Annotated in this window: 12 protein-coding genes and 1 pseudogene; 10 read left to right on the forward strand and 3 right to left on the reverse strand. The window is 74.4% G+C overall.

The window, feature by feature from the left end:
* Positions 1–476: 476 nt before the first annotated feature.
* Positions 477–3,275, reverse strand: coding sequence for an RNA helicase (locus K7640_RS27640; RefSeq protein ID WP_222957864.1), 2,799 nt, complete (start codon positions 3,273–3,275; stop codon positions 477–479).
* Positions 3,276–3,360: 85 nt separating this feature from the next.
* Here K7640_RS27640 and K7640_RS27645 point away from each other — a divergent pair, with 85 nt between their 5' ends.
* The 7 genes and pseudogenes from K7640_RS27645 (at position 3,361) to K7640_RS27675 (ending at position 9,416) form a co-directional block, all read left to right on the forward strand.
* On the forward strand, positions 3,361–4,131 hold the full coding sequence (locus tag K7640_RS27645) for an HAD family hydrolase (RefSeq protein ID WP_374198132.1): 771 nt from the start codon (positions 3,361–3,363) through the stop codon (positions 4,129–4,131).
* A gap of 89 nt (positions 4,132–4,220) precedes the next feature.
* Positions 4,221–4,325 (forward strand): annotated as a pseudogene (locus K7640_RS31040) (hypothetical protein); the annotation flags it as partial.
* Positions 4,326–4,476: 151 nt separating this feature from the next.
* Positions 4,477–4,935 carry a hypothetical protein gene (locus K7640_RS27655; protein ID WP_222957866.1) on the forward strand — a complete coding sequence of 153 codons (459 nt, stop codon included), beginning with the start codon at positions 4,477–4,479 and terminating at the stop codon, positions 4,933–4,935.
* Positions 4,936–5,010: 75 nt separating this feature from the next.
* Positions 5,011–5,535, forward strand: a complete 525-nt coding sequence (locus K7640_RS27660) for a PadR family transcriptional regulator (RefSeq protein ID WP_222957867.1) — start codon at positions 5,011–5,013, stop codon at positions 5,533–5,535.
* A complete protein-coding gene (locus K7640_RS27665; RefSeq protein WP_222957903.1) occupies positions 5,532–6,212 on the forward strand; it encodes an ABC transporter ATP-binding protein in 681 nt (226 codons plus the stop codon). Before K7640_RS27660 ends, K7640_RS27665 begins: the two co-directional genes overlap by 4 nt.
* The gene (locus tag K7640_RS27670) at positions 6,209–8,362 is read left to right on the forward strand and encodes an FtsX-like permease family protein (RefSeq protein ID WP_222957868.1); all 2,154 of its coding nucleotides are present in this window, start codon (positions 6,209–6,211) and stop codon (positions 8,360–8,362) included. The genes K7640_RS27665 and K7640_RS27670 overlap by 4 nt, the downstream gene beginning before the upstream one ends.
* 58 nt (positions 8,363–8,420) lie before the next feature.
* Positions 8,421–9,416, forward strand: coding sequence for a DMT family transporter (locus K7640_RS27675; RefSeq protein ID WP_374198133.1), 996 nt, complete (start codon positions 8,421–8,423; stop codon positions 9,414–9,416).
* Here K7640_RS27675 and K7640_RS27680 read toward each other — a convergent pair.
* Positions 9,379–10,305, reverse strand: a complete 927-nt coding sequence (locus K7640_RS27680) for a diacylglycerol kinase family protein (RefSeq protein WP_222957869.1) — start codon at positions 10,303–10,305, stop codon at positions 9,379–9,381. The two genes, K7640_RS27675 and K7640_RS27680, sit on opposite strands and share 38 nt — an antisense overlap.
* Before the next feature lie 169 nt (positions 10,306–10,474).
* Between K7640_RS27680 and K7640_RS27685 the strand changes: the two genes are divergently transcribed.
* The 3 genes from K7640_RS27685 (at position 10,475) to K7640_RS27695 (ending at position 14,508) form a co-directional block, all read left to right on the forward strand.
* Positions 10,475–11,887 (forward strand): metallophosphoesterase, encoded by a 1,413-nt coding sequence (locus tag K7640_RS27685; protein WP_222957870.1) that lies wholly within the window; start codon positions 10,475–10,477, stop codon positions 11,885–11,887.
* A gap of 291 nt (positions 11,888–12,178) precedes the next feature.
* Positions 12,179–13,525 (forward strand): nucleotide sugar dehydrogenase, encoded by a 1,347-nt coding sequence (locus K7640_RS27690; protein ID WP_222957871.1) that lies wholly within the window; start codon positions 12,179–12,181, stop codon positions 13,523–13,525.
* Positions 13,522–14,508, forward strand: coding sequence for an NAD(P)-dependent oxidoreductase (locus tag K7640_RS27695; RefSeq protein WP_222957872.1), 987 nt, complete (start codon positions 13,522–13,524; stop codon positions 14,506–14,508). The genes K7640_RS27690 and K7640_RS27695 overlap by 4 nt, the downstream gene beginning before the upstream one ends.
* A gap of 73 nt (positions 14,509–14,581) precedes the next feature.
* Here K7640_RS27695 and K7640_RS27700 read toward each other — a convergent pair whose 3' ends face one another.
* Positions 14,582–15,511, reverse strand: coding sequence for a diacylglycerol kinase family protein (locus K7640_RS27700; RefSeq protein WP_222957873.1), 930 nt, complete (start codon positions 15,509–15,511; stop codon positions 14,582–14,584).
* Positions 15,512–15,514: the final 3 nt, after the last annotated feature.

A 15,514-nucleotide genomic window follows, 5' to 3' on the forward strand; every position in this document is an offset into this window, starting at 1 on the left:
ACGGCCGCCGGGTACGGCGGACGCGGAGCCGGGGCGCGCACTCCCTAATTTTGTCCATCCGCTGAACAAACTATGGAGCCCTGACGCCGTCCACAAGAGCGGGTTCGTCCGGTTCGCCCCGTTCGCAAGGCGCGCGGCGGCCTATGCCGGAAGTTGCCTCCATCAACAACTTGCGGCGACGTGCCTGGTCAGCAGCATGGTGGGCCAGCACCACCCCATGGCGGAGTTAGCGGCCGTGGTGGGCCAGCACCAGCCTGGGTGGTCAGCGGCCGTGGTAGGCCACCGGGCCGTGCGGGGTGCGTTCCGCGTCCTACCAACTTGATGTCGTAGACGAATCATTCGGTGGCTCGGTCGCGCCCGTTCGCGGCAATGAGCGGGGTCGGTGATTCGTTTGTGAGGTCAAGTTGGTAGGGCGCGCATGAGGTAGGTCCGGCTCCGGGCCCGCGCGTGGGCGTCCCGGGGCACCCCGTGGGTGGTCAGCGGGCGTGGTAGGCCAGCACGCCCCGGTTGACGGTGGCGATCGCCTGCCGCGCGGTGGACCGCAGCTCGGTCGAGGCGCCACCGGAGTCGGCGAGCTGACCGAGCAGGTCGACCACCTGGCGGGCCCACCGGACGAAGTCGCCGGCCGGCATCTCACCGTCGACCTGGTGGCCGCTGGCCAGCACCTTGGCCAGCGCCTCTCCCCTGGCCCACCGGTAGATGGGCCAGGCGAAGCCGAGATCCGGCTCCCGGGTGACCGCCAGGCCGTGCTCGGCCTCCTCGGCCTCGATCTCGCCCCACAGCTTGAGCGTCTCGTCTACCGCCTCGGCGACCGGGCCGCGCGGCAGCGACGCCCGCTCGTCGACGTCGCGGCGGGCCTCGAAGACCACCACCGACACGGCGGCGGCCAGCTCGGCCGGGGAGAGCCCGTCCCAGACGCCCCGGCGCAGGCACTCGGCGACCAGCAGGTCCGCCTCGGTCCAGATCCGGCCCAGCATCCGCCCGGCGTCGGTGACGTCGCCGCCGGTGGCGAGGTAGCCCCGGGCGGTGAGCAGCGCGACGATCCGGTCGAAGGTGCGGGCGAGCGAGCCGGTCCGCCCGGCCACCCGCTGACGCAGCTCCTCGGTGTCGCGTTCCAGCCGGCGGCGCCGCTCCGCCCAGCGGGCGTGCTCCTCCCGGTCCGGGCAGTCGTGGCAGGGATGCCGGCGCAGCTCGGAGCGGAGCTGGCTGAGCCGGTGATCCTCGCCGGCGGCCTGCCGGGACCGGCCGCCCCGGCGGCCACCGTGCCGGTCCAGGCCGGTGCCGCTGACCGCCGCGGCCAGGTCCCGGCGGGCGGCCGGGGAGCGGTGGTTGAAGTGCTTCGGCACCCGGATCCGGGTGAGCACCTCGGCCGGGCTGGTGAAGTCACCGGGGCTGACCCGGCCGGCCCACCGGTCCTGGGTGAGCACCAGCGGACGGGGCTCGCCGAAACCGCCGGTGGCCGGGTCGAGCACCACCGCCAGGCCGGCCCGCCGGCCGGACGGCACCCGGATCACGTCACCGACCCGCAGCCGTTCCAGGGAGGCGACGGCGGCGGCCTTGCGCTGGGTCTGCCCCTGCCGGGCGATGGCCCGCTCCCGGTCGGCGATCGCCACCCGCAGCGCGAAGTACTCGTCGAAGTCGCCGTGGTGGCAGGCGGCCTCGGCGCCGTACGCGTCGATGGTCTCGGTGTTGCGCTGCACCTGCCGGGCCAGGCCGACCACCGACCGGTCCGCCTGGAACTGCGCGAACGACGACTCCAGCAGCGCCCGGGCCGGCTCCGCGCCGACCGTGCCGACCAGGTTGACCGCCATGTTGTACGACGGCCGGAAGCTGGAGCGCAGCGGGTAGGTGCGGGTGGAGGCAAGACCGGCCACGTGCCGGGGGTCGGTCTCCGGCGACCAGACCACCACGGCGTGCCCCTCGACGTCGATGCCGCGCCGCCCGGCCCGGCCGGTGAGCTGCGTGTATTCCCCCGGGGTGAGGTCGACGTGCGCCTCGCCGTTGTATTTCACCAGGCGTTCCAGCACCACGCAGCGGGCCGGCATGTTGATGCCGAGCGCGAGGGTCTCGGTGGCGAAGACCGCCTTGACCAGGCCGCGGACGAACAGCTCCTCGACGACCTCCTTGAAGGCCGGCAGCATGCCGGCGTGGTGCGCGGCCAGACCGCGCTCCAGGCCGTCGAGCCACTCCCAGTAGCCGAGCACCGACAGGTCCTCACCGGGGATGGCGGTGACCCGCGACTCCACCACCCGGCGGATCTCGGCCCGCTCCTCGGGGGAGGTCAGCCGCAGCCCGGCGGCGAGGCACTGCTGCACGGCGGCGTCGCAGCCGGCCCGGCTGAAGATGAACAGGATCGCCGGGAGCAGCCCCTCCCGGTCGAGCCGGTCGACGATGTCCGGGCGCATCGGACCCCGCCAGCGGGGGCCGCGCCGGCCACCGCCGGGCCCGGCGCTGCGGCCCTCGCCCAGCTCCAGGCGGCGCAGCGTGTCCCGGGTGTAGCGCAGCAGCTCAGGGTGCACGTCGTGCTTGCGGGCCGCGTCGGCGTCGTGGAACAGGTCGAACATCCGCTTGCCGACCAGCATGTGCTGCCACAGCGGCACCGGCCGGTGCTCGCTGACCACGACCGCGGTCTCGCCGCGCACGGTGACCAGCCAGTCGGCGAACTCCTCGGCGTTGGAGACGGTGGCCGACAGCGAGACCAGGGTGACCGAGGCGGGCAGGTGGATGATCACCTCTTCCCAGACCCCGCCACGGAACCGGTCGGCGAGGTAGTGCACCTCGTCCATCACCACGTAGGCCAGTCCGTCGAGGGTGCTGGAGCCGGCGTAGAGCATGTTGCGCAGCACCTCGGTGGTCATCACCACCACGGGCGCGTCGCCGTTGATCGCGTTGTCGCCGGTGAGCAGGCCGACCTGCTCGGCGCCGTACCGGTCGACCAGGTCGTGGTACTTCTGGTTGGACAGTGCCTTGATCGGCGTGGTGTAGAAGCACTTGCGCCGGGTGGTGCCGGCCGGGCCGCCGTCGGCCACCGACGGCTGGTCGGGCGTGCCGCGCAGCGCCAGGTGTACGGCGAACTCGCCGACCACGGTCTTGCCGGCGCCGGTCGGGGCGCAGACCAGCACCCCGCTGCCCCGCTCCAGGGACTGACAGGCCTCCCGTTGGAAGTCGTCGAGGTCGAACCCGAGGTCACGGGCGAACTCGTCCAGTGCCGGAAACTCGGCGGCGTACGCGGCCCGGCGGCGCGCCGCGGCGTACCGCTCGGCGGGACTCGACATGCTCCCAAGATTACGGCGTGCGCCGGGACGGCACCGACCAAGGCGTCCGGTCAGGGCGTCCGAGGCGGTCGGTAGGGTGCACGGCGTGCCGGACCATGCGCAACCCACTCAGAAGCCCGCTGCGGCGGACGCCGAGGACGCCGTCCGCCCGCGGGTGCCCCGTCGCCCCGTGGCGGCGGTGCTGCTCGACTTCCACGGCACCCTGGCCCAGGTGGAGGACCCGCTCGCCTGGGTCACCGCCGCCGCGGCGAGCTGCGGGGTGAGCCTGGAGCGCGGCCGGGCCACCGTGCTTGCCGACCGGCTGGTCACCGCCGGGCGCGCCGGTGGGCCGCCGCCCGCCCGGGTGCCGCCCGGGCTGGCCGAGCTCTGGGCCGACCGGGACCTCTACGAGTACGCCCACCGGGGCGCGTACACCGGGCTGGCGGAGACCGTCGACGCCGGCATCGACGGGCTGGCCGAGGCGCTCTACGAGCGGGTGCTGGCGCCGGAGGGCTGGGTGCCGTACCCGGACGTCGAGGCGGTGCTGAAGGAGCTGCGGGGCGCCGGGGTGAAGGTGGCGGTGGTCAGCAACATCGGCTTCGACATCCGTCCCTTCTTCGCCGCCTGGGGCCTGGCCGACCTGGTCGACGCCTACGCCCTGTCGTACGAGGTGGGTCGCTGCAAGCCGGACCCGGGGATCTTCCTGCGGGCCTGTGGCCTGCTCGGCGTCGACCCGGAGCACGCGCTGATGGTGGGTGACACGCCGGCCGACGCCGGCGCGGTGCACGCCGGCTGCGCGGCGCTGGTGCTGCCCTGCGCGGACGCCGGCCGGCGCAACGGCCTGGGCGCGGTGCTCGACCTGGCCCTGGGCGGCTGACCAGCACTTATCGGTGCTAACGCTCGGGTGATACTCGCGTTAGCCAGCGGCGCTAACCGGGTCCGGGTAGCGCTGATATCGTGATCTTCATGGACGCCGCACCCCGGGACCGGATCGTGCGGGCCGCCGCGGCGCTGCTCGCCGAGGGGGGCCGTGACGCGGTCTCCACCCGGGCGGTGAGCCGGGCGGCCGGCGTCCAGGCGCCGACCATCTACCGGCAGTTCGGTGACATGCGGGGGCTGCTCGACGCGGCGGCCAGCTTCGGCTTCGCCGCGCACCTGCACGCCGAGGCGGCCCGGGAGCCGGCCCTCGACCCGGTCGACGGGCTGCGCCAGGGGATGGGACATGCACGTGGGGTTCGGCGTGGCCAACCCCGCCTTCCACGCGCTGATGTACGGCGATCCGCGCCCCGGGGTCCGGCCGACCGCGGCCCGGGTGGCCGCCGAGATCCTGCACCAACTGGTCACCCGGGTGGCGCGGGCCGGCCGGCTCCGGGTGGGGGTGGACCGCGCCGCGGCCATGGTCGAGGCCGCCGCCTGCGGGGTCACCCTCAGCCTCATCCAGTCCGCGCCGGCGGACCGGGACCCCGAGCTGTCGGCCGCCACCCGGGAGGCGGTCCTCGCCGCGGTCTGCACGGACAGCGCGCTGGCCCGCGCCCACCGTTCCGACCAGGGGGTCCGCCACGCCGTGGCGCTGCGCGCCGCGCTGCCCGCCCTCGCCACCGACCTGAGCCCCGCCGAGCGGGCGCTGCTCGCCGAGTGGCTGGACCGCCTCACCGGCAGCCCACGTCCCGCCGGGTCCTGACCCACGCCGCACGACCTACCGCTTCCGAGCCGCCAGCTATTCACTCGGGGTATACACCCGGTGTAGTTTGCTCGCATGAGTGTTCCGCTTACCCTCCTCGGCCTGCTGGAACGGCAGCCCAGCCACGGCTACGACCTGAAGCGCGACTACGACTCCTTCTTCGGGCGCGGCCGGCCCCTGCCGTACGGCCAGGTCTACTCGACGCTGAGCCGGCTGGCCCGCGACGGCAAGGTGGTGATCAGCGACGTCGAGCCCGGCGCCGGGCCCGACCGCAAGCGCTACGTGATCACCGACCGGGGCGCGACCGAGGTCGACCAGTGGCTCACCCAGCCGGTCGAGCCCGAGCCGCACCTGCAGACCGTGCTCTTCGCCAAGGTGGTGCTCGCGCTGATGCTGGACCGCCCCGCCGGCGAATACCTGGACGCGCAGCGCCGCTCCCACCTGCAGCGCATGCGGGAGCTCACCGAGCTCAAACGCGGCGGCGGCCTGGTCGACGCGCTGCTGGCCGACCACGGGTTGTACCACCTGGAGGCGGACCTGCGCTGGATCGAGACGACCGCCGCCCGGCTGGACGCGCTGAAGCGGACGGTACGGCCATGACCGTGTTGATCGAGGCGCGCGACGTGCGGTTCTCCTTCGGCAACACCCCGGCCCTGCGCGGCGCGACCCTCGCCGTCGAGGCCGGCGAGATCCTCGCCGTGATGGGCCCCAGCGGCTCCGGCAAGTCGACCCTGCTGCACTGCCTCGCCGGCATCCTCGTGCCGGACTCCGGCGAGATCCGCTTCGGCGGGACGCGGCTGGACACGATGAACGAGACCACGCGCAGCACCCTGCGCCGCAGCCGGTTCGGCTTCGTGTTCCAGTTCGGCCAACTGGTCCCCGAGCTCACCGCCGCGGAGAACGTCGCCCTGCCGCTGCTGCTCGGCGGCGAACGGCGGGCGCCGGCGCTGCGCCGGGCGCACGGCTGGTTCGAGCGGCTCGGCCTGGCCGGCAAGCCCGACCGCCGCTCCGGTGAGCTCTCCGGCGGCGAGGCCCAACGGGTCGCCCTGGCCCGGGCCCTGGTCACCCGGCCGGAGGTGCTCTTCGCCGACGAGCCGACCGGCGCGCTCGACTCGCTCACCGGCGAGCAGGTGATGGACCTGCTGGTCGCCGTCGCCCGCGAGCAGGGCACCACGGTCGTGCTGGTCACCCACGAGCCGCGCGTCGCCGCGTACGCCGACCGGGAGGTCATCGTCCGGGACGGGCGGGTCAACGCGCCGGACAGGATCGGCTCGTGATCCGCCTGGGGCTGCGCCTGGCGGTGGCCGGCGGCCGCGAGGCGCTCGTCCGGCTGGTCGCCATCGCCGCCGCGGTCGCGTTGGGCGCCGGCATCCTGCTCGCCGCCCTGGCCGGGGTCAACGCGACGAACGCCCAGCTCACCCGGTACGCCGCGCTGCACCCCGTCGCCAGCACGGGTGCGGACGCCGATCCGCTGTGGTGGTCGACCCGCCAGGACTACTTCCACGGCCGGCAGATCGTCCGGGTCGACGTCGCCGCCACCGGCCCGGACGCGCCCACCCCGGTCGGCGTCCCACGCACCCCCGGGCCGGGCGAGTACTACGCCTCACCGGCGTTGCGACAACTGCTGGACGCCTACCCGGCCGACCAGCTCGCCGCCCGGTACGCCGGGCGGGACGCCGGCACCGTCGGCCCGGCCGCCCTCCCCTCGCCGGACTTCCTGCTCGTCATCGTCGGCGGCCGCCCCGCCGAGGTCGCCGCGCTGCCCGACGCCCGGCAGCTCACCGACGTCACCGCCAGCGCCCCCGCGCTGCCCGACAGCGTGGTGGACCTGATCCTCGGCGTGGTCGCCGGCGGGCTGCTCTTCCCGGTGCTGATCTTCATCGGCACCGCCACCCGGCTCGGCGCCGCCCGCCGGGAACAGCGCTTCGCCGCCATGCGCCTGGTCGGCGCGACGCCCCGGCAGATCTCGGCGATCGCCGCGATCGAGGCCGCCGCCGCGGCCGCCGTCGGCACCGCCCTCGGCTTCGCCCTGTTCCTCGCCGGCCGTGGCGCGCTGGCCGACATCCCGTTCACCGGGATGCCATACTTCCCCGCCGACCTGTCGCTGCGCCCGATCGACGCCCTGGTGGTGGCGCTCGGCGTGCCGGCCGGGGCGGCGCTGGCCGCGCACGTCTCGCTGCGCCGGGTGCAGATCTCCCCGCTGGGCGTGACCCGGCGGGTCACCCCCCGGCCGCCGCGCGCGTACCGGCTGATCCCGCTCGCGCTCGGGCTCGGCGGGCTGGCGTTCGCCATCGGCCGCAGACCCGAGACGGCCGACGGCCAGACCGCGGTGTACCTGCCCACGCTGCTGCTGGTGATGGCCGGACTGGTGGTGGCCGGCCCGTGGCTGACGATGGCCGGCGCCCGGCTGCTGGCGGCCCGCGCCCGCCGCCCCGGCACGCTGATCGCCGCGCGCCGCCTGGCCGACAACCCGAAAGCCGGCTTCCGGGCGATCAGCGGCATCATGCTCGCCCTCTTCGTCACCAGCACCGCCACCGGCGTCATCACCACCATCGTCGCCGAGCGCGGCCCCGCGCCGATCGGCTCGCTCGACGCCGCCACCCTGACCACCGTGCTCGGCGCGGAGACCACGTCGGTGCCCGCCCCGCTGCTGGCCGAGCTGTGGGCCATCCCCGGCGTACGGAGCACCACCGTGACCCGCAAAGTCGAGGAGCCGCACTACTACGCCAGCGTCGTCGCCTGCGCCGACATCCCCCCGGTGTACGGCCGGTGCGCCGCGGGCGCCACCGTGGCCGAGGTGCCGGTGGACTTCATCCCCTTCCGCGCCTCGGCCTCCGCCGACCGGGTGTGGACGTCCTCGTCCGTCCGCGGCGACGAGCTGACCGGGTTGCCGGTGGAGTCGATCGTCGTCGGCACCGACGGCTCGGCCGCGGCCCGGGAACGCGCGCGGACCGTCCTCGAAGCGGCCTACCCGACCTTCTGGGTGGCCCCGCACGTGCCCGGCGACTTCGAGGTGGACTTCGCCAACCTGCTGCGGGGCTGGCGACAACTGGCCGACGTGGTCATCGTCGTCAGTCTCGTGCTGGCCGGCTGCAGCCTCGCCGTCGCCGTGGTCGGCGGCCTGCAGGAACGCAAACGCCCGTTCAGCCTGCTGCGCCTGGCCGGCGCGCCGGTGGGAGTGCTGCGCCGGGTGGTGGCGTTGGAGACCGCCGTGCCGATGCTCGCCGTCGCCGCGCTCGCCACCGGCATGGGCCTGCTCGCCGCGCACCTGTTCCTCAGGGGCCAGATGCAGTACGCGCTCACCCCGCCGGGCCCGGGCTTCTACGCGCTGGTGGTCGCCGGCCTGCTGGCCTGCCTCGGCATCATCGCGGCCACCCTGCCGCTGCTGGCACGCGTCACCGGCCCGGAGACCGCGCGCAGCGAGTGACCCGGGGCCCCGGGCCGGCGTACCCACGCCGGCCCGGGGCATGACCTAGCCTCGCAGGGTGACCCGTACCGTCCCGCCCCCACCGGCGTCCGGCGCCGACGCCCATCCGGCCGGACGGGCCCCCCGGGCACCGGACGGCACGGGGCCGGTGACCGGGCGGCTGGGGGCCATCGGGCTGGTGCTCGGCGGGGCGCTGTCGGTGCAGTTCGGCTCGGCCGTGGCCGCGCTGCTGTTTCCCCGCACCGGGGTGTCCGGCGCGGTGACCCTGCGGCTCGCCCTCGGCGCCGCGGTGCTGGTGCTGGTGTGCCGGCCCCGGCTGCGCGGGTACGGCCGCGCCGACTGGGCCGCGGTGACCGCCTTCGGCTTCGCCCTGGCCGGCATGAACTCGGTGTTCTACCACGCCATCGAGCGGATCCCGCTCGGACCGGCGGTGACCCTGGAGGTGCTCGGCCCGCTGGCCCTGTCGGTGTTCGCCGCCCGCCGCCGGCTCGCCTGGGCCTGGGCCGGGCTGGCGCTGGCCGGGGTGGCACTGCTCGGGCAGGGCGGCTTCGAACGGCTCGACCCGGTGGGCGCCGGGCTGGCACTGGGCGCCGGCGCGCTGTGGGCGGCGTACATCGTCTGCTCGGCCCGGGTCGGCGGGCGGTTCCCCCGCGCCGACGGGCTGGCCCTGGCGCTGGCGATGGCGGCCGTGATCACCCTGCCGGTCGGGTTGCTCGACGCCGGCGCCCGGCTGTGGCACCCGGCGGTGCTCGGCCTCGGCGCCGGGCTGGCGCTGCTCGCCTCGGTGCTGCCGTACACCCTGGAGCTGCTGGCGCTGCGGCGGCTGCCCACCGCCACCTTCGCGGTGCTGATGAGCCTCGGCCCGGCGATCGCCGCGCTGGCCGGTTGGCTGGTGCTCGGCCAGGCGCTGCATCCGCGCGAGCTGATCGCCATCGGGTTGGTGATCGCCGCCAGCATCGGCGCGGTCCAGGCCGGCGCGCCGGCCCGGCGGCGGCCCGACGACGAGCCGCCGACGCTCAGCGCAGCAGGCGCACCGCCGCCGGCACCGCGGTGATCCGGACCGGCAGGTCCAGCGCCCGCTCGCCGTCGGCGTACGTGGTGATGCCCTCGGCGGCCAGTTCCACCGTCCGGGCCCGGTAGCTGCGCACCAGCGGGTGCGTCACGTGGGTGCCCTGGTAGATGCGCGGCTTCACCCGCATCAGCGTGCGCCGGTCGAACCGTCCGCCGACCACCACGTCGAGCAGCCCGTCGGTGGGGTCGGCGTCCGGGCAGATCCGCATGCCACCGCCGTAGCTGGCGCAGTTGCCGACCGCCACCAGCACCGCGTCGAACTGCTGCGCCACGCCGTCCAGGCGCAGGGTGTAGCGGCGGGGCCGCAGCCGGGCCAGCTCCACCAGGATCGCCAGGTCGTACCGGCGGGGACCGCGCGGACGGCGCATCCGGTTGGCCCGCTCGTTGACGATCGCGTCGAAGCCGGCCGCGAGCACCGCCCCGTACCAGCGCTCGGCCCCGCCGGGCCCGGTCATCCGGGCCAGATCGACGGGCCGGCTGCGGCCCTCGCGCAGCGCTGCGGCGATCACCCCGGCCGCGGCGAGCGGGTCGGCCGGGAACCCGGTGTCGACGGCGAAGTCGTTTCCGGTGCCCGCCGGCACCGGGCCGAATCCGACGGCGGTGCCGGCGACCGCCTGCAACGCCCGGTGGACCGTGCCGTCGCCGCCGACCGCCACCAGCGCCCCGGCCCCGGCGGCGACCGCGGACCGGCAGGCCGCCTCCGCCTCGTCCGGGGTGGCCGCCGAGAGCAGCTCCACCGGCCGCCCGGCGGCACCGAGCCGGTCGAGCAGCGCGGGCAGCAGGCCACGGTGTCGACCCCGGCCGGCCGTCGGGTTGGCGAGCACGGCCACCGGGCCGGACGGAGCATGATCGTGCGCGGTCACGGCGAGCACCGTACGGCACGGCGCGTCCCCTCACCAGCGCCGCTGCGCCGATCGTCGGTGGGTTGAGCGGTCCGACCCGCGGGCACCCGAAAGGGCAAAGGTGAACTTTCTCCACGTCGCGGCATTCGACCGGACATAAGGTGATTTTATCTCACCCGTCGAGTTTCCAGGAGGAGCCGTGACAACAGGAAGACGACGTCTGGCCGCGGTCGTTGCCGCGATCGGCATCGCCCTCGGCGGGGCGGGCGCCGGCAACCCCGCGGCCCACGCCTCGACCACGACCTGCGGGGACCAGCCGACCGAGTGGACGCAGCGTTGCGAGCGGCCGACGAGCTCCTGGCTGGCCCTCAGCGACGTGCACTTCGACCCCTTCGCCGGTCTCACCACCACCCAGGTCGACCAACTGGCCGCCACGCCGCCGGACCAGTGGGGCGGCATCCTCGCGCAGGTGCCGCAGCAGCCGAGCGGATACGGCAGCGACACCAACTACGCGCTGCTGGCCTCGGCCCTCACGGCCATGCGCAGCACCGTCGCGTACCCGCCCGCTGTGGTCATCTCCGGTGACTTCCTGAGCCACAACTTCAAGGACCGATACTTCGCGCTCGCGACGGACAAGACCCAGCAGGGCTACGACAGGTTCGCCGACAGCACGGTCGACTTCCTCGCCGACACGTTCGACCGCGTCTTCCCGTACTCGCAGTTCCTCGTCACCCTCGGCAACAACGACACGACGTGCGGGGACTACGAACTCACCCCGCACAGCGAGTTCCTGCGCAACTTCGCCGAGGCCTGGGAACCGCTCGTCAACCGGGCCGGTCGGTCGCCCTCCTTCGCCAAGAGCTTCCCGCAGCTCGGCTCCTACCAGGCGGAACTGCCCACCGGAGGGCAGGCGGTCGTCCTCAACGACGTCTACCTGTCGTCCCGGTACCAGAACCGGTGCGGGGTGCCGGGCGAGGACCCGGCCGCCGAAACGCTCCAGTGGCTCGCCGACACCGCGCAGCACCTGCCGAGGGACGAGCGAGCCTGGCTGGTCACCCACATCCCCTTCGGCATCGACGTGTTCGGCACCCTGAGCGCCGGGCAACCGGTCGGGCTGATGAACGCGGACGACCAGGCGCGCCTGTTGGGCATCCTGCACGGCCGGCAGTGGCAGCTCACCGTCACCGGACACCTGCACATGAGCACCTACCGCCTGGCCACCGGGCAACAGCCGGTGCCCGCGATGGTGGTGCCGTCGATCAGCCCGCTCTTCAACAACAACCCGGCCTACTACGTCCTGGCGGTGACCGCACGCGGCGGCGTCGCGGACTACACCGCCTACGCCTTCGACCTGCAGGCCAGCACGCCGACCTGGAACCTGGAGTACTCCTTCAACCAGACCTACGGGCTCGCCGGATTCGACGCCAGCAATCTGGCTCAGCTCCAGATCGAGCTGAACCAGAACGCGGACCTCCGCGACAAGTACATCGACTTCTACAACTCGGGCAGTGGGATCGGTGGCATCACCCCGTCGACGTTCCATGCCTACTGGTGCGGAGCCGTCGCGGTGACCGCGGCCGAGTACGCGGACTGCACCCGACCCGGTTCCTGACGCCACCGGCCCCCGCCCGCCGACGGAGCGGGCGCCGGCCGCCACCGGCCGGCCCGGCCGGTGGCGGCCGAGCCGGCGGGGTGCCCGCAACATCACCCGTCACCCTGCGTACGCGGACCAGTTGTACCGGGTGGTCGGCGAGCTGACCGACTGACAAGCCGGACGCCCATCTCGGCGTCCTCCCGGTCCCATCGGCGGGCTGCCCCGTCGTCCCGTCGGCCGGGGAATCGTCAGGGCTACCGCCGACCAGCCGGTCCCGAATCCGGGCCGGCTTCCCCGATTGGAGCGTTGATGGAAGTTCTGTCCGACCGACGAGATCCCCGCGTGGCGGTGATCGGGCTCGGGTACGTCGGGTCCTGCATCGCGGCCGTCCTGGCCGACCGCGGCTTCGAGGTGGTCGGCGTGGACGTCGACCCGCACCTCGTTGACGAGCTGCGCGACGGACACTGCCGATTCGAGGAGCCCGACCTCGCGAGCCTGGTCCGCGCTGGCATCACCGGCGGCCGGCTCCGGGTGAGCAGTGACTACGCCACGGTCGCCGAGACCGACGTCGTCCTGGTCACCGTCGGCACGCCGGTCCGCGAGGACGGCTCCCTCGCCGACGAGCAGCTGCGCGGTGCGTGCGTCGAACTGAGCCGCTGGTTGCGGCCGGGTCAGCTGGTGGTGCTCAAGAGCACGGTCCCGCCGGGCACCACCCGACAGCTGGTCAGGCCGCTGCTGGAGGCTGGTGGGGCCACCGCCGGCGTGGACTTCCAGCTGGCGTTCACCCCGGAACGGCTGGCCGAGGGCACCGCGCTGCGCGAGCTGCGGACCTTCCCCATCGTCGCCGGCGGGCTGGACGCGGACAGCACCCGCGACGCCGCACGGTTCTGGCAGCGCGCACTCGGCGTCCAGGTGATCCCGATGCAGTCGCTGGAGGCCGCGGAGATCGTCAAGCTCGCCGACAACTGGTGGATCGACCTGAACATCGCGCTCGCGAACGAGCTGGCCAAGTTCAGCGCCCTGTTCGACGTCGACGTGCTGGACGTGATAGCCGCCGCGAACGGCATACCGAAGGGCAATGGGTCCGTCAACATCCTCACCCCCAGCGTCGGAGTTGGCGGCTCGTGCCTGACCAAGGACCCGTGGATGGTCTGGCATGCCGCCCAACAGCGAGGCGTGGAGATCCTGACCGCCCCGGCCGGCCGGCGGGTGAACGCGGACATGCCCGCCTACACCGCCAAACTGATCCTGGACGAACTGGCCGCCGCCGGCCGGCCGGCCCGGGGCGCGACGGTCGCCGTACTCGGCCTCTCGTTCAAGAACAACACCGGCGACCTGCGGGCCACCCCCGTGGCACCGGCCGTGTCGGCGCTGCAGGAGGCCGGCTGCGAGGTTCGCCTGCACGATCCGCTGGTCGACCCGGACGAGGCCGAGAAGCTGTTCGGCCTGCGACCGGTCGAGGACCTGGACAAAGCGGTACGCGACGCCGACTGCCTCGCCGTCCTGGCGTACCACCGGCCGTTCGCCGGCATCGACTTCGGCGCCCTGCCGGTGGCGCGGCCCTGTCTGGTATTCGACGGGCGGGCGTACTACCCGAAGAAGAAGATCGCCGAGCTGCGTGCGGCCGGTTACCGCTACCGCGGGATCGGCCGGTGAGCGCGCGGGTGGTGGTCACCGGGGGCCACGGCTTCATCGGCAGCCACCTGGTGGAACGGCTGTTGACGCGCGGCGACCACGTCACCGTCTTCGACGGCCCGGCGCCGCAGGTCGGCCGGGACCCGGCCACCGCGCACGCCCGCCTCGTGGAGGGTGACGTCCGCGACGCCGCGCGGCTGGCCGACGCGATCACCCCCGGCGTCGACGTGGTCTACCACCTGGCCGCCGTGGTCGGCGTCGACCAGTATCTGGCCCGGCCGCTGGACGTGATCGACATCAACTTCACCGGCACCCGCAACGTGCTCGACCTCGCCTGCCGGGCGGGCGCCAAGGTGGTGCTCGCCAGCACCAGCGAGCTGTTCGGCAAGAACCCGGCGGTGCCGTGGCGGGAGGAGGACGACCGGGTGCTCGGTGCCACCTCCGCCGACCGGTGGACGTACGCGACGAGCAAGGCGCTCGCCGAGCACCTGACCTACGCCTTCGCCCGGCAGCACGGCCTGGCGGCCACCATCGTCCGGTACTTCAACGTCTACGGCCCCCGCCAGCGGCCGGCGTACGTGGTCAGCCGGTCGGTGCACCGGGCGCTGAACGGCCGGCCGGTGGTGGTGTACGACCAGGGGCGGCAGACCCGCTGCTTCACCTACATCGATGACGCCGTCGCCGGCACGCTCGCCGCGGCGACCGTCCCCGCGGCGGTCGGCGAGTCGTTCAACATCGGCAGCATGGTGGAGAACACGGTCGGCGAACTGGTGGAGCTGGTGGGCGAGTTCACCGGCAGCACCGCCGTCGCCCCGGTGGACACCCAGGCCTCGCTGGGCAGCCGGTACGAGGACCTGCCCCGCCGGATCCCGGACACCACCAAGGCCCGCACCCTGCTGGACTGGAAGTGCGAGGTGCCGCTACGGACCGGCCTGGAGCGCACCGTGCGGTGGGCCCGGGAGAACCCGTGGTGGCTGGCGCTGCCGGACACCGGGGCGGTCTGATCCGAGCGGCGACGGGGCTCCCGACCGAGTGCGGTCGGGAGCCCCGTCGTGCCGCCCGGCCCGTGGCCGGGCGTCAGCGGTCCGGCGTGCCGGCGGGGGCCATCACCCGCAGGGCGTTGGCGTCGAGGCCGACCCGGATCGGGGTGGTGCCGCACAGCTCGCCGTCCACCTCGACCTGCGCCGGTCGGTCGGTCTCCACCAGCAGCTCTCCCACCGCGAGGAACGGCTCGTCGCCGAGGCTGCGCCGGTGCCCGGTCAGCGCGTTGCGGGCGGTCTCCCGCAGCAGGCCGCGCCGGGTCGACCCCCCGACCGGGTACGCCACCAGCAGCCGGTCGTCGGCGTTGGCGTCGGCGGTGATCGGCCGGCCCGCCTGGAACCCGCCGTTGGCCACGTAGAGCTGATGAGTCCGCAGCTCCCGGACCACCCCCTCGGCGCGCAGCGTGACCCGCAGCGGGCGGTGCCCGGCCAGCAGCGCCAGCGCGGTGACCGGGTACGCGACCCGGCCGGTGAGCCGCTTCAACCGGGCCGGCGTGCGCAGCATGACGTCGGCGGAGAGGCCCACCCCGACGTGGTTGGCGAAGCGCAGCTCCCCCACCAGGCCGAGGTCGACGTCGATCACCGTGCCAACGGTGAGCACCGCGACCGCGGCGTCCAGGTCGAGCGGGACGCCCACCGTCCGGGCGAAGTTGTTCGTGGTGCCCAACGGCAGCAGGCCCAGCGCGATGTCCCGGTGGGCGAGCAGCCGGGCCGCGGTGCCGAGGGTGCCGTCGCCGCCCCCGGCGACCAGCAGGTCGGCACCGGAGTCGGCGGCCTGGGCGAGGCGGGCCGGCAGCTCGCCGGGCCGGTCGACCGGGTGGTCGGCGACCAGGGTGAAGCCGGCCGTGACCAGCCGGGCGCGGGCGCTCTCGTAGAGCCGCCGGCCCCGCCGGGAGTGGGCGTTGACCACCAGCGCGGCCCGCCGCTGTCGCGCGATGGCCGCCCCCAGCTCCCGCTTGGTCCGCATGGG

Source organism: Micromonospora sp. PLK6-60, from assembly GCF_019890675.1.
Classification (GTDB): Bacteria; Actinomycetota; Actinomycetes; order Mycobacteriales; family Micromonosporaceae; genus Micromonospora.

Excerpts from the sequence above, each read along its gene's own strand:
- K7640_RS27690 (WP_222957871.1), top strand. The coding sequence starts at position 12,179 with ATGGAAGTTCTGTCCGACCGACGAGATCCCCGCGTGGCGGTGATCGGG.
- K7640_RS27660 (WP_222957867.1), top strand. The coding sequence starts at position 5,011 with ATGAGTGTTCCGCTTACCCTCCTCGGCCTGCTGGAACGGCAGCCCAGC.
- K7640_RS27640 (WP_222957864.1), bottom strand. The coding sequence starts at position 3,275 with ATGTCGAGTCCCGCCGAGCGGTACGCCGCGGCGCGCCGCCGGGCCGCG.
- K7640_RS27700 (WP_222957873.1), bottom strand. The coding sequence starts at position 15,511 with ATGCGGACCAAGCGGGAGCTGGGGGCGGCCATCGCGCGACAGCGGCGG.
- K7640_RS27655 (WP_222957866.1), top strand. The coding sequence starts at position 4,477 with ATGCACGTGGGGTTCGGCGTGGCCAACCCCGCCTTCCACGCGCTGATG.
- K7640_RS27665 (WP_222957903.1), top strand. The coding sequence starts at position 5,532 with ATGACCGTGTTGATCGAGGCGCGCGACGTGCGGTTCTCCTTCGGCAAC.